This is a genomic window from Streptomyces sp. NPDC048643 (assembly GCF_040650615.1).
GTDB lineage: Bacteria > Actinomycetota > Actinomycetes > Streptomycetales > Streptomycetaceae > Streptomyces.
Window position 1 is genome coordinate 180807 of sequence record NZ_JBEZHO010000010.1, and the last position, 13633, is coordinate 194439.

The following is a 13633-nucleotide window of genomic DNA, read 5'->3' on the forward strand; positions in this document are numbered from 1 at the left end:
GACATGTCCTGGATGAGAGGCGTCACCTGCCAGGTGCGGGCATGGCGGGCCGAGCGGGCCCTCTGGAAGGCCGACATGGAGCGGTTCAAGGCCGACCGGCGGGCGGCGCGCCGCAGCGGCGGGAAGGTGCCCGAGAACCCGGGGCCGCCGCCCACCGGCTTCGCGCTGCTGCCGTGGCTGCTGATGGGGCTGGGCTCCTTCTCGAACCTCCTCCAGGGCAAGACGGCCCAGCCGTGGATCGGCGCCGTGGGCCTGTTCGCCTTCAACTCGCTCTACATCTACGTGACCTTCCGGGCGTTCGTGAAGGACAAGCGGGAGTCCCGCTCCACTCGGGTGGCGCTCGTCGTGATGGGCCTCATCACCTGCGGACTGGCCATCGGGTACGGCGGGAGCTGGCTGTACTTCTTCCCGCTGCTCGGGCTGGCCACCGGGGCGGTGCTGCGCGGTCCGTGGCTCGGGAGGACGGGCCTCGCCCTGACGGCGCTCGCGGCGGTGGTGTCGTCCGTCCAGGCGGGCTGGGACGCGTTGAACGTCGCGTACGGCACGTTCCTGTCGACGATGGTGACGGCGGCGATCCTCTCGCTCTCCGAAGCCGTGCGTGAACTGCGTTCGGCGCGTGAGGAGTTGGCCCGGCAGGCGGTCGAGAAGGAGCGGATGCGCTTCTCCCGGGACCTGCACGACCTGCTCGGACACACGCTGTCCGTGATCGTGGTCAAGTCGGAGGCGGCCCGCCGGCTGGCTCCGCGCGACCTTGACGCGGCGCTCGTGCAGGTCACCGACATCGAGTCGGTGGGGCGACAGGCGCTCACGGAGATCCGGGAGGCGGTGACGGGATATCGGGAGGGCAGCCTCGCCACGGAGCTGGACCGCGCCCGCTCGGCACTGGCCGCGGCGCGGGTGGAGCCGGTCGTACGCCAGTCGGGGCCGCCCCTCGTCCCGCAGACCGAGGCCCTGCTCGGCTGGGTACTGCGGGAGGCCGTCACCAACATCGTGCGCCACAGCGACGCGACCGGCTGTGAGATCACCGTCGACGGCACCCCGGACCTGGTCCGCCTGACCGTCTCCGACAACGGCACCGAGGCGGCCCCGGCCGCGCCCGACGCGGGCGGCGGCACCGGCCTCAAGGGCCTCACCGAACGTCTCGCGGCGGCGGGCGGCTCCCTGGAGGCGGGCCGGACGCCTCGCGGAGGCTTCCGGGTGAGAGCGGAACTGCCGGTGGAGGCGGTGGACTTGACGGGGATCGCGGGCTAGGACCGGCGGGTCCTCGGCCCCGCGGGCGGGCAGCGCAGGGTGACGCCGGAGGCCGGCGTCACCGACCGTAGGGCGGCCGGTCGTACGGGACCCGGTTGCGCGGGGCCGGTCGCCCGGGAGGGAATCGATGCCCGGCCGGGAGTCGGGCGGTCGGTGCCCTCGGTGGGCCCGCGCGGCCGCCGTCACCACGCCTCCTCACCGCGGAAGGGCTGATGACCGGCCGGTGACGGTCGCCGCCGCCTACCCTTGGCCCGTGAACGAGATGCCGCGGGACCACCGCCCCGCCAAGTCCATCCGCGTGCTGCTCGCCGAGGACCAGGGGATGATGCGCGGGGCGCTCGCCCTGCTCCTCGGGATGGAGGCGGACATCGAGGTGGTCGCCCAGGTCTCCGCGGGCGACGAGATCGTGGACACCGCGCTCGTCAGCCGGCCCGATGTGGCCCTGCTGGACATCGAGTTGCCCGGGATGAGCGGACTGGAGGCCGCCGCCGCGCTGCGTGAGGAGGCGCCGGACTGCCGGGTGCTGATCCTCACCACCTTCGGCCGCCCCGGCTATCTGCGGCGGGCGATGGAGGCGGGCGCGGCCGGGTTCCTCGTCAAGGACGGCCCCGTGGAGGAGCTGGCGCAGGCGGTCCGCCGGGTGCTGACCGGCGAGACCGTCATCGACCCGGCGCTCGCCGCCGCCGCACTCAGCGCGGGGCCCAGTCCGCTCACCCCGCGCGAGTGCGACGTCCTGAAGGCGTCGGCCGACGGCGCGACGGTCGCGGACATCGCCGCCCGCGTCCATCTCTCGGAGTCGACGGTCCGCAACTACCTGTCCTCCGCCATCGGCAAGACGGGCACCCGCAACCGCATGGAGGCGATGCGCGAGGCACGCCAGCAGGGGTGGCTTTAGCGCGGACGGCCGGTCCCGCCGCCGACCCCGTCAGGACCCCTTCGCCACCTTCGTCACCTTCGCCACTCCCGAGCGGTAGTCCTCGCCCTTCGGCGCCACGCAGGTGAACCAGTTCGCCCGCGACCCGTCCACCGGCCGGACCAGGTCCTCGAAGTCGCCGACGAGACCCGTCCCCGGAGCGGCCGGAGCGGCCTTCACCTTCGTGCCGTCGTCCCAGGTGCAGGTGACCTCCAGCGCGGTCGGGGCGACCCGGCCGACGACGAGCCGACGCGAGTCGTCCGCTGCCTCCGGGTTCTCCGGGGCCAGCGTCGTCGCGGCGTCCTCGACCTGTCCGTCGGGCGGCATGCCTCCCTTCTCCACCGGGGCGTTCATGAACGTCGACACCAACCCGCCGTCCCGCAGCAGACGGCCGTAGTACCAGCCCTTGCCGACCAGATCCGAGGGAGCGTGGATGCCGGCGGGGATGAGGGCGTACCCCCTCATCGTCTTCAACTGGGCCCGCGCTTCCGGCACGTTGCGCGGCGCCCCCCACACCAGGGCCTCCACGGTCCAGTCCTCGCCGTGGTCGGTCCCGCGCGCCACGGCCGTGCTCCGCGGCTTGTCCACCTGCCGGGAGTCCGGGCTCGCCGGGGTGGTCGCGACCGGCGCGACCCGGCGTCCTTCGCCGTCCGTCCCGCCGGCCAGCGCCAGCGTTCCCGCGGAACCGGCGACGACGAGGGCCGCCGCCGCGACCAGGGTCCAGCGGCGTGCCCGGCGCCGGCGTCCACCGCGCACCAGCTCCCGGTACGGGACGGCGCCGATCCTCACCCCGTCGGCCGCCTCCGCGAGCAGCAGGGCGATGTCCCGGTCCGCCGCCGTGTCGTGGTTCGTCCGCCCGTTCCCGCCCATCACGCCCGCCCTCCGTAGGTCACCATGTCGGCCAGGCCCGGTACGACACGGAGTTTCGCGATTCCCTTGGCCGCGTTGCTCTTCACGGCGCCCACCGAGCAGCCCATCGCCGCGGCCGTCCGGATCTCGCTCAGGTCCTCCCAGTAGCGCAGGACGACCGCCTCGCGCTGCCGCGGGGGCAGTTGGGCGAGCGCGGTGAGCAGGGCGCCGCGGTCGTCGGCCCGCCCGATCGGGTCCGCGCGGTCGGGGACCTCGTGTGTCAGGCCCGAGTCGTCCCGGGGCGCGAGGAACTCCTTGAGCTTCCTGCGGTGTCTGCGCGCGTGCGCGTTGATCATCACGCGCCGTACGTACGCCTCCGGTTCGTCCGCCGCTGCGATCCTGCGCCAGGCGACGTACACCTGCTCCAGTGTCGTCTGGACCAGGTCCTCAGCGGCGTGCTGCTCCCCGGTCAGGAGAAACGCCGTACGCATCAGCCGCGGCCAGCGGCCGAGGACGAAACGGTGGAACTCCTCGTCCCGGGACTGCTTCCGATCCCCCATGAACACCTCCTCGATGCGTGAAGGAGTCCACGAGGGCCCGATCCCGTTGCCTCATCCGCGTGGCGTTCTCCGTGGCAGCCATACGAGCATCAGGGCGGCGCCGGCCAGCAGCAGGGCGGCGCTGGTGCGGAAGGCCAGGGCGTAGCCGGCGGTGAGGGACTCGGCCAAGAGACTGTCCCCCGTGCGGCCCGCCGCGATGGTGGACATGACGGCGAGGCCCAGGGATCCGCCCATCACGCGCGAGGTGTTCACCAGCCCCGAGACCAGGCCCGCGTCCTGCGGGGTCGCGCCGGAGGTGGCGAGGGAGGCGAGGGGTGTCTGCGCGAGGCCCGCGCCCGCCATCATCAGGATGCCCGGGAGCATGATCGCCGTCAGGTAGGTGCCGTCCGCCGTCATCGTGGACTGCCAGCCGAAGCCGGCCGCGGCGAGCAGGGTGCCGAGGACGGCCACGGTGCGCGGTCCGATCACCGGCATCAGCCGGGGTGCCAGTTTCGAGCCGAGGACCACCGCGAGGGAGCTGGGCATCAGGGCGAGACCGGCGCCGAGGGGCGAGTAGCCGAGGACGTTCTGCGCGTAGAGGGTCATGAAGAACCACATGCAGAACATGGCGGAGCCGCTGACGAACATCGCCGCGTTCGCCGACGACACCGACCGGACCCGCAGCAGCGTCAGCGGCATCAGGGGTGCCTTGGTCCGCGCCTCGACGGCCAGAAAGGCTCCGATGAGGCCCAGTCCGGTGCAGAGCGGCACCAGGGTCGCCGCGGACGTCCACCCCTCGGCCTCCGTCTGCACGATCCCGTAGGCGAGGGTGGCGAGACCGGCCGTCACGAGGAGCGCGCCCGGCAGGTCGAGACGGCGCCCGTTCCCGGCCCTGCTCTCCACCAGCCAGCGGGCGGCGCCGGCCAGGACCACGGCGCCGACGGGCACGTTGATGAGCAGGACCCAGCGCCACGACAGCCCGTCGACCAGCAGGCCGCCGACGAGTCCGCCCGCGGCGCCGCCCCCGGCCCCGACGGCCGTCCAGGTGGCGATGGCCCGCGCGCGTGCGGCGCCCGCCGGGACCGCGGACGTCAGGATCGTCAGCGTCGAGGGGGCGAGCACGGCGGCCCCGAGCCCTTGGACGGCCCGCGCCACCAGGAGCTGCGGGCCCTCCTGCGCGAGGCCTCCGCCGACCGAGGCGAGGGTGAAGAGGGCGAGCCCCACCAGGAACATCCGCTTGCGGCCGTACAGGTCTCCGGCCCGGCCGCCGAGCAGCATGAACCCGGCGAAGGCGATCGAGTAGGCGTTCACCACCCACTGCAGTCCCGGCGCGCTCAGCCCGAGGTCGGCCCGCATGGACGGCAGCGCCACGTTGACGACGGACACGTCGAGGACGACGAGGAACTGTCCGGCGCAGGCGAGCGCGATCACCACCCAGGTGGGTGGCGTGACCGGTGCGGATATACGGGTGTCTTCAGCGGCTCGGAGCATGGGTGCCATGTTCTCAACCGGCGGACGCTGCCGGCATCGGGATTTCGACGCAGCCGGCGTGGCCGCCGGACCTAGGACCCCGGGGTACCGGCGGAGGGCGGCTCACGCTCCCGCGCGCAGCAGGGTGACCACGGCCGCGCCGCCCAGGCCGATGTTGTGGGCGAGTCCGACGCGCGCGCCCGGCACCTGGCGGGCCGCCGCCTCGCCCCGCACCTGCCAGACGAGTTCGGCGACCTGGGCGATGCCGGTCGCGCCCAGCGGATGTCCCTTGGAGATCAGGCCGCCCGAGGGGTTCACCACCCAGCGTCCGCCGTACGTCGTCGCGCCCGACTCGACGAGTTTGCCCGACTCGCCTTCCTCGCACATGCCGAGCGCCTCGTAGGTCAGCAACTCGTTGACGGAGAAGCAGTCGTGGAGTTCGACGACGTCCACGTCCTCGATGCCGAGTCCGGAGCGCTCGTACACCTGGCGCGCGGCCTCGCGTGACATCGGCCGGCCGACGACGTCGATGCAGGAGCCGGAGGCGAAGGACTCCTCGGTGTCGGTGGTCATCGCCTGCGCGACGATCTCGACGGCCCGCTCCCCGAGTCCGTGGCGGTCGACGAACCGCTCGGACACGACGACCGCGGCGGCGGCCCCGTCCGAGGTGGGCGAGCACTGGAGCTTGGTCAGCGGCCGGTGCACGGTCCGGGCGGCGAGGATCTCGTCGACCGAGTACACGTCCTGGAACTGGGCGTACGGGTTGTGCTGCGAATGCCGGTGGTTCTTGGCGCCCACGGCGGCGAGCTGGGCCTCGGTGGTGCCGTACCGCTCCATGTGCTCGCGGGCGGCGTCGCCGAAGATCTGCGCGGTGGGCGGGGTCATCTCGAAGCCGTGCCGGGCGGCCATGATCCCGTAGTGCCGGGCGACGGGCGAGGTCGAGAAGTCCCCGCCGTCCGCGCCCGATCCGAGCGCGCCGCGCTTCATCTTCTCGAAGCCCAGCGCGAGGACGCAGTCCGCGAGGCCCCCCTCGACGAACTGCCGCGCGAGCATCAACGCGGTCGCCCCGGTGGAGCAGTTGTTGTTCACGTTGTACACGGGTACGCCGGTCAGGCCGAGTTCGTAGGCGGCGCGCTGCCCGGCTGTGGAGGCCTGGAAGCAGTAGCCGACGGGGACCTGTTCCACGTCGGTGTAGGCGATCCCCGCGTCCGCGAGGGCGCTGGAACCGGCCTCCCGGACCATGTCCCAGTACTGCCAGTCCCGGGTCTCGGGCTTCTCGAACCGGGTCATGCCGACCCCGACGACGTACGACTTCACGGTGTTCCTGGCGGGTGTGGCGGTCATGGCAGTGGCGCTCCTAGTCTCGTGGCAGGCCGAGGATGCGTTCGGCGACGACGTTGAGCTGGACCTGCGTGGTGCCGCCGGCGATCGTCAGGCAGCGGGAGAGCAGGAAGCCGTGGACGGCCCGTTCGCCGGGGCCCTCGCTCAACGCACCCTCGGGGCCCAGGAGTTCGAGGGCGAGTTCGGCGACCCGCTGCTGGTGGGCGGTCTGCACCAGCTTCCGCACGGAGGCGCCCGCGCCCGGTTCGGTGCCGGACACCTGCTGAAGCGTGGTGCGCAGCCCGATGCAGGCCAGCGCGTGCGCCTCGGCGAGGAGGGCGCCCAGCCGGGCTCCGTCGACGTCGGCCGGGATCAGCGCCTCCAGACCGGTGTCGAAGGTCAACTGGTCCGCCATGTGCACGCGTTCGTTGCCGAGCGTGTTGCGGGCGACCCGCCAGCCGTCGTCGACCTCGCCGACGACCGCGTCCGCGGGCAGCAGCACGTCGTCGAACCAGACCTCGTTGAACAGGGAGTCCCCGGTGATCTCCTTCAGCGGTCGGACGTCGATGCCGTCCGTGGACTTCATGTCGACGAGGAAGTAGGTGAGCCCCCGGTGCTTGGGCGCGTCCGGGTTCGTCCGGGCGAGCAGGATGCCGTGGTCGGCCCACTGCGCCGCGCTCGTCCACACCTTCTGTCCGTTGATCCGCCACCGGCCGTCCGCGGTGCGCTCGGCCCGGGTGCGCAGCGAAGCGAGGTCGGAACCGGCGCCCGGCTCGGAGAAGAGCTGGCACCAGAGCAGGTCGCCGCTGAGTGTGGGCAGCAGATAGCGCTCCTGCTGGGCGGCGGTCCCGTGGGCGATGAGGGACGGCACGACCCAGGTGGCGATCCCGAGGTCGCCGATCCGTACGCCCGCCGCCGCCAGCTCCTGCTGCACGGCGAGCTGCCGGACGGGTCCCGCGCCGAGGCCGTATGGCGGGGGCAGGTGCGGGGCTGCGTAGCCGGTGGGTGCCAGCGACCGGCGTACCGCCGCGGGGTCGAGACCGCGCACCGGGTCGATCACCCGGCGGGCCTCGGAGCGGTACCGGTCGGCCTCCGGCGGGAGTTCGAGGCGCAGTTCCCGTCGTACGCCGTCCCGGGCGAGCCGGGCGGCCCGGCGCAGGTGTCCGCTCCCGGCCCCGTAGAGCTGTCGCGCCACCAGGGCGCGGCGCAGGTACAGGTGGGCGTCGTGCTCCCAGGTGAATCCGATGCCGCCGAGGATCTGGACGCAGTCCTCGGCGCAGGTGAGGGCGGCGTCGAGGGCGGTGCCGGCGGCGAGGGACGTCACCAGTTCTCTTACGGGGGACGGTTCCCGCCCGGTGCGTGCCGCGTCCCAGGTGAGGGCCCGGGCCTGTTCCAGCCGGACGAGCATGCCGGCGCACAGGTGCTTCACGCCCTGGAACCGTCCGATGGGCCGGCCGAACTGTTCGCGGACCCGGGCGTGCCCCGCCGCCGTGTCCAGCGTCCACGCGGCGGTACCGCAGGCGTCGGCGGCGAGGACGACGGCGGCGAGGTCCCGGACCGTCGACGGGCCCGCCGCGAGCACCCGGTCGGCGCCGACCCGGACGCCCTCGGCGCGTACCTCGGCGGTCCCCCGCGTCGGATCGGCGCTCTCGTGCGGCCGTACGACGAGGTCCCGGGCGTCGACGACCAGATGGACGAGCCCGCCTCCGGACGCGGCCCCTCCGTCGGCCCCCGCACGGCCCGCCGTCGCGTCGGTCGCCTTCGGAGACCCGTCGACCTCGCCGGTCACGACAGCCGCCGCGAGGACCAGGACGTCCGCGTCGGCTCCGGACAGGACCGGGGGTGCGACCCCGTCGAGCACGTATCCGCCGCCGGCCGCGGCGACGGCGGTCAGGGAACCGGCACCGAACGCGACGGCCCCGACGCGCTCCCCGGATCCGAGGTCCCGCAGGAGGTCGCCGAGCCCGTTCGCGCCCCGGTCGCCGGCCCTGCGGGGGTCCCCGGCGGCCGGAGTCGCGGACTCCGGGACGGCCGACGCGAGGACCGCCGCCGCGAGGACGCTCGCGAGGAAGGGGCCCGGGAGTGCGGCCCGCGCGGCCTCCTCCACGACCACGGTGAGGTCGAGGAGGTCGCCGCCGCCTCCGCCGTACGCCTCGGGAAGGTGCACGGCGAGCAGCCCCTGCGCGGCGAGCGCGTCCCAGAACGGCGGGCGGCCGGCGCCCGGGGCGTCGAGGAGTTTGCGGACCTCCGCGGGTGGCACGGCGCGGGCGATCCAGCCGCGGACGGCCTCTGCCAGCTCCCGCTGTTCCGGCGTGATCGCGATGCCCATGCGTGCCTCCCCGAAGGCCCAAGGTGCGTGGATCGGGCGCCAGACTAGAACACGTTCCATTCTGACGGTAGGTCAGATCCTCATGGAACGGTCAAGAATTCGTTAGTACGCCGAAGCATCGGAATAGTTGCCCGGGCACACCGGGTTCTTCTTGCACGTATCCCGCACGGATCAGCCGACCGACGTCCCCGCATCCGCATGGATCAGCCCGACCGACCGTCCCTCGAATCCGCACGGATCACCCCTTTCCGCTCCACCACTCTTCGGAGTGCTCGCTTTCTTACGGCCTGGAGGCCCCACGCAATGACGCACACGACGACCGACCAGCCCGCGCGGAGGCCGAGCGGCGCGACCGTGCCGGTGCTCGCGTTCGCGGGCATCGTTGTCGCGGTGATGCAGACCCTGCTCGTCCCGGTCATCAAGGATCTGCCGGCACTGCTGGGAACCGCGCCCAGCAACGCCACCTGGGTCCTGACCTCGACCCTGCTCGCGGGCGCCGTTGCCACCCCGATCATGGGCCGCCTCGGCGACCTCTTCGGCAAGCGGCGCATGCTGCTGACCAGCCTGTCCATCATGGTGGTCGGCGCCCTCATCAGCGCGCTGACCAGCACCCTGCTGCCGATGATCGTGGGCCGTTCGCTCCAGGGCTTCGCGATGGGTGCGATCCCGCTGGGCATCGGCCTGATGCGCGACATGCTCCCCCGCGAGAAGCTCGGCTCCGCGATGGCGCTGATGAGCTCCTCGATCGGCGTCGGCGGCGGTCTCGCGCTGCCCGCCGCGGCCCTCGTCGCCCAGCACGCGAACTGGCACGCCCTCTTCTACGGCGCCGCCGGCCTCGGCGTCATCTCCATCGTCCTCACCCTGCTCGTCGTCCCGGAGTCCCCGATGCGGGCCAAGGGCACCTTCGACGTGCTCGGCGCGATAGGCCTGTCCATCGGCCTCGTGCTCTTCCTGCTGCCGATCACCAAGGGCAGCGACTGGGGCTGGACCGCGCCCACCACGCTCGGCCTGTTCGGCGCGTCCGTCGCCGTGCTGCTGCTGTGGGGCGTGATGGAGCTGCGCCTGAAGGCCCCGCTGGTCGACCTGCGCACCACGGCCCGCCCGGCGGTCCTCTTCACCAACCTCGCCTCGATCATGGTCGGCGTCTCCTTCTACGTCGTCTCCCTGGTGCTGCCGCAGCTCCTCCAGCTCCCGAAGTCCACCGGCTACGGCCTCGGCCAGTCGATGGTCAGCGCGGGTCTGCTCGTGATGCCGCTCGGCCTGACGATGATGGTCACGGCCCCCGTGTACGCGCGGCTGTCGGCGAAGTACGGCCCCAAGGTCACCCTCATCCTCGGCATGGTGATCATCGGGATCGGCTACGGCGCGGGCCTCGGCCTGATGAGCGCCGCCTGGCAGTCCCTGGTCATCGCCGTGGTGCTCGGCGCGGGCATCGGCCTCGCCTACTCCTCGCTGCCCGCCCTGATCATCGGATCCGTCCCGGCCTCGGAGACGGGTGCGGCGAACGGGCTGAACACCCTGATGCGCTCCATCGGCACCTCCGTGTCGAGCGCCGTCATCGGCATGGTGCTCGCCAACACGGCGAACCACGTCGGCGGCGCCGCGATCCCGACCATGCACGGCTTCCGGGTGTCGTTCATGATCGCCACCGGCGCCGTCGCGGTCGGCCTGGTCCTGGCCCTCTTCCTGCCCCGCCAGCGCCAGGCCTCCGCGCCGCAGCTGCGCGCGAGCAGCGAGGAGGACGCCGCGCTGGAGCGGGCGCACGAGGTGCTCGGCGGCTTCCGCGGCCGGGTCCTGAACGCGGCCGGCGACCCGGTCGCCCGCGCCAAGGTCACCCTGATCGACCGGCGCGGCCGCCAGGCGGGCGCCACGCTCTCCGACGAGGACGGCGGCTACGCGCTCGCCGTCCCGGCGCAGGGCGCGTACGTGCTCGCCGCCCGGGCCACGGGCCACGGCCCGCTCGCCTCGTCGGCGACGCACGCGGGCGACGACCGGCCGGTCGACCTCGACCTGGCGCTGCCCGGCGAGAACGCGGGCGTCACCGCCTGACCCCGCTCCTCCGTACGTGATCACGCACACCCCCGTCGCCCACGCGGCGGGGGTGTGGTGCACGATGGGTCGGCCTTTCGCGTGCACCGCTCGCGAGTCCGCGCCGTTGACGCCGTTGACGCTGTTCGCACCGATGGAGGACCCCCATGCCCGCGGCCCCCGAGCCCGAGATCCTCGCCGCCTTCGAGTCCGCGAAGGGGTTCATGCCGACGGCCGAGGGGCTCGCGCTGTACGAGGCCGCCGTCGCGGCAGGCCGGCTCGGGCTGCCTCTCCTGGAGGTCGGCACCTACTGCGGCCGTTCGACGATCCTGCTCGCCGACGCGGCACGCGAGGCGGGCGTGACCGCCATCACGGTGGACCACCACCGGGGCAGCGAGGAGCAGCAGCCGGGCTGGGAGTACCACGACCCGTCGACGGTCGACCCGGAGATCGGGCGCATGGACACGCTGCCCACCTTCCGCCGGACCCTGCACCGGGCGGGCCTGGAGGACCACGTGGTCGCGCTGGTCGGCCGCTCGCCGCAGATCGCCGCGTTCTGGCGCACTCCCCTCGGTCTCGTCTTCGTCGACGGCGGCCACACCGACGAGCACGCGAGCGGGGACTACGAGGGCTGGGCACCCCACGTCGCCGAGGGCGGCCTCCTCGTCATCCACGACGTCTTCCCGGACCCCGCCGACGAGTTCACCGGCCAGGCCCCGTACCGGGTCTACCTCCGGGCCCTGGAATCGGGCGCGTTCACCGAGATCGGAGTCACGGACTCGCTGAGGGTGCTGCGGCGGACGGGGGCCGGGATCTGAACGGCGCGGTGGGGAAAGGGGCCCCGCGCCTGGCGGGGCCTCCGCGCGACCCGTCCCGGCATCGGTGCGGACCCCGTGGACACGGTGGGCGCCCGCTAGGGTGGCTGACGTGTCGTACGTAGGTCCTGACTTCGATCCGCCCCAGCCGCGCCGTTTCCGGCGCGGACCCCTCACCGTCGCGGTCGCCGCGCTCGTCCCGGGCGCACTGGCCGGCTGGCTGGTGTGGCTGGCCGTGGGGAACGACTCGGGAGGCGGGTCCGACCGGGCCGCCCCCGCCGCGTCGTCCTCGGCGCCCGGCTCCGGAGCCCCCTCCGCGGCGGGTTCCGCCTCCGCGACCGCGCGGGACGACGGCAAACCGGGGAAGTCCCCGAAGCCCTCCCCGTCGGCCTCCGCCTCCGGCGCGAAGCCCGCCGGTTCCGGCCCTCTCAAGGGCAAGGTCGTCGTGATCGACCCGGGGCACAACCCGGGCAACTTCCAGCACACGTCCGAGATCAACCGCACGGTGGACATCGGCACGAACCGCAAGGAGTGCGACACGACCGGCACGTCGACCAACGCGGGTTACGCCGAAGCCATCTTCACCCTCGATGTGGCCAACCGCATGCGGACGATCCTCGAACACGAGGGCGCCACCGTGAAGTTGACCCAGGACGGCGATCGCTCCTGGGGCCCCTGCGTCGACGAGCGGGCCCGGATCGGCAACAAGGCGCACGCCGACGCGGTCGTCTCCGTCCACGCCGACGGCTCGGCGTCCGGCAACCGCGGTTTCCACGTGATCCTGCCGGGGTCCGTGCACGCGGGCGGCGCCGACACCCGCCCGATCGTCGCGTCCTCGCGCGAACTGGGCGAGCGCATCGCGGGTCTCTTCGTCCGCGAGACGGGCAGCGCCCCCTCCAACTACATCGGCGACGGCACGGGCCTTGACGTGCGGACGGACCTCGGTGGTCTCAATCTGTCAACGGTTCCGAAGGTGTTCATCGAGTGCGGCAACATGCGCGATAGCAAGGATGCCGCGCTGCTCACCAGTGGCGCCTGGCGACAGAAGGCGGCACGGGGGATCTCTGAGGGAATCGTGAGCTTCCTGCACGGGTAGTGATCGACGCGTCCAACCCGGCGGACACCCCCATAGGACGGGCGATAGTGTCGTCCGTACGATGAGGGGCCGCCCCCGCGCTGCACACCGGGACCCGACGGCGACACCATGACGGCGACACGGTGGAAAGCGATGCCTCCACCCGATGACGAGACGACTGACGAAGGACCTGAAGTGAATATCCGCTCCCTCACTCGAGGCGACGGCGTGGTGATCGGAGCAGCGGTGTTGCTGTTCATCGCGTCGTTCCTGAAGCTCTACTCCGTTTCCGGGTTCACCGTGGACACGACGGGATGGACCAACCTCGGCGTCGGCCTCGGCATCTACCTCGGCGGGGTCATCGGTGCCGCCCTGATCGTCGTCGGCCGCTGCCTGCCGCAGCCGCGCCAGGTCGTCGGGCTCGACCTGGGCACGGTCGGCGTGGCGTTCACCGTTCTCACCGCGTGGATCACGTTCTGGTCACTGGTGGACGTCCCCGAGGGCGCCAGCGCGGGCGCCGGGACCATCCTCGGGTTCATCGCCGCCCTCATCCTGGCCGGTGCCGCCATCGCCACCCCCCTCGTCCCCGCCCTCAAGGCCGCCCTCGTCGGCGCCCCCAAGCCCCCCACCCCCCAGCCCTACGGCGGTCAGCCGCAGGGTGGTTACGGGTACCCGGGCGCCGGCCAGCCGGGGCAGCCCGGGCAGCCGTACGGTGCTCAGCCGGCGCAGCAGGGGCAGCCGTTCGGCGGACAGCCGAGCCAGCAGCAGCCGCAGTCGTCGACCCCGCCGCCGCAGCAGCCCTCCCAGGACTTCTCTCCGTTCTGGTTCGCCGTGCCGGTCGCGCGTCCGCTGTTCTCGGAGGACGGCGCGCAGTCGCCGATCGCCGAACTGGCGCCGGGCACCTGGTACCTGGCCGTCGAGCAGCGCGGCGCGGCCCTGGTGGCACAGACGCAGGACGGCCGTCGTGGCGTCCTCCAGGACACGTCGGGGATCCAGCGCGGCTGATCGTCGCTTCGCCCTCGCACCGGCCCCTCGCCCTTTCCG

11 protein-coding genes are annotated in these 13633 nt (G+C 73.0%); 6 read left to right on the top strand and 5 right to left on the bottom strand.

Annotated features, from left to right (window positions below):
- The first annotated feature begins 3 nt into the window (after positions 1–3).
- Together AB0C62_RS13220 and AB0C62_RS13225 are read left to right on the top strand one after the other, a co-directional pair.
- The gene (locus tag AB0C62_RS13220; protein ID WP_362972440.1) at positions 4–1251 is read left to right on the top strand and encodes a histidine kinase; all 1248 of its coding nucleotides are present in this window, start codon (positions 4–6) and stop codon (positions 1249–1251) included.
- A gap of 262 nt (positions 1252–1513) precedes the next feature.
- Positions 1514–2146 (top strand): response regulator transcription factor, encoded by a 633-nt coding sequence (locus AB0C62_RS13225; protein WP_362972553.1) that lies wholly within the window; start codon positions 1514–1516, stop codon positions 2144–2146.
- A 30-nt stretch (positions 2147–2176) separates the two neighbouring features.
- Here AB0C62_RS13225 and AB0C62_RS13230 read toward each other — a convergent pair whose 3' ends face one another.
- The 5 genes from AB0C62_RS13230 to AB0C62_RS13250 form a co-directional block, all read right to left on the bottom strand.
- Positions 2177–3034, bottom strand: coding sequence for a hypothetical protein (locus AB0C62_RS13230; protein WP_362972442.1), 858 nt, complete (start codon positions 3032–3034; stop codon positions 2177–2179).
- Positions 3034–3573 carry a SigE family RNA polymerase sigma factor gene (locus AB0C62_RS13235; protein WP_362972444.1) on the bottom strand — a complete coding sequence of 180 codons (540 nt, stop codon included), beginning with the start codon at positions 3571–3573 and terminating at the stop codon, positions 3034–3036. The genes AB0C62_RS13230 and AB0C62_RS13235 overlap by 1 nt, the downstream gene beginning before the upstream one ends.
- A 51-nt stretch (positions 3574–3624) precedes the next feature.
- Positions 3625–5052, bottom strand: coding sequence for an MFS transporter (locus AB0C62_RS13240; RefSeq protein WP_362972446.1), 1428 nt, complete (start codon positions 5050–5052; stop codon positions 3625–3627).
- A 93-nt stretch (positions 5053–5145) separates the two neighbouring features.
- Entirely contained in the window at positions 5146–6339 is a 1194-nt protein-coding gene (locus tag AB0C62_RS13245) for a lipid-transfer protein (RefSeq protein WP_362972555.1), read from the bottom strand.
- A 40-nt stretch (positions 6340–6379) separates the two neighbouring features.
- A complete protein-coding gene (locus AB0C62_RS13250; RefSeq protein ID WP_362972448.1) occupies positions 6380–8671 on the bottom strand; it encodes an acyl-CoA dehydrogenase in 2292 nt (763 codons plus the stop codon).
- Positions 8672–8974: 303 nt separating this feature from the next.
- On the opposite strand from AB0C62_RS13250, the gene AB0C62_RS13255 reads away from it, so the two are divergent.
- From AB0C62_RS13255 to AB0C62_RS13270, 4 genes are all read left to right on the top strand, one after another.
- Entirely contained in the window at positions 8975–10720 is a 1746-nt protein-coding gene (locus AB0C62_RS13255; RefSeq protein ID WP_362972450.1) for an MFS transporter, read from the top strand.
- A 146-nt stretch (positions 10721–10866) separates the two neighbouring features.
- Positions 10867–11517 (top strand): class I SAM-dependent methyltransferase, encoded by a 651-nt coding sequence (locus AB0C62_RS13260; protein ID WP_362972452.1) that lies wholly within the window; start codon positions 10867–10869, stop codon positions 11515–11517.
- 109 nt (positions 11518–11626) lie between these two features.
- Positions 11627–12610 carry an N-acetylmuramoyl-L-alanine amidase gene (locus tag AB0C62_RS13265; RefSeq protein WP_362972454.1) on the top strand — a complete coding sequence of 328 codons (984 nt, stop codon included), beginning with the start codon at positions 11627–11629 and terminating at the stop codon, positions 12608–12610.
- Between the two features lie 174 nt (positions 12611–12784).
- The gene (locus tag AB0C62_RS13270) at positions 12785–13594 is read left to right on the top strand and encodes a hypothetical protein (RefSeq protein ID WP_362972456.1); all 810 of its coding nucleotides are present in this window, start codon (positions 12785–12787) and stop codon (positions 13592–13594) included.
- Positions 13595–13633: the final 39 nt, after the last annotated feature.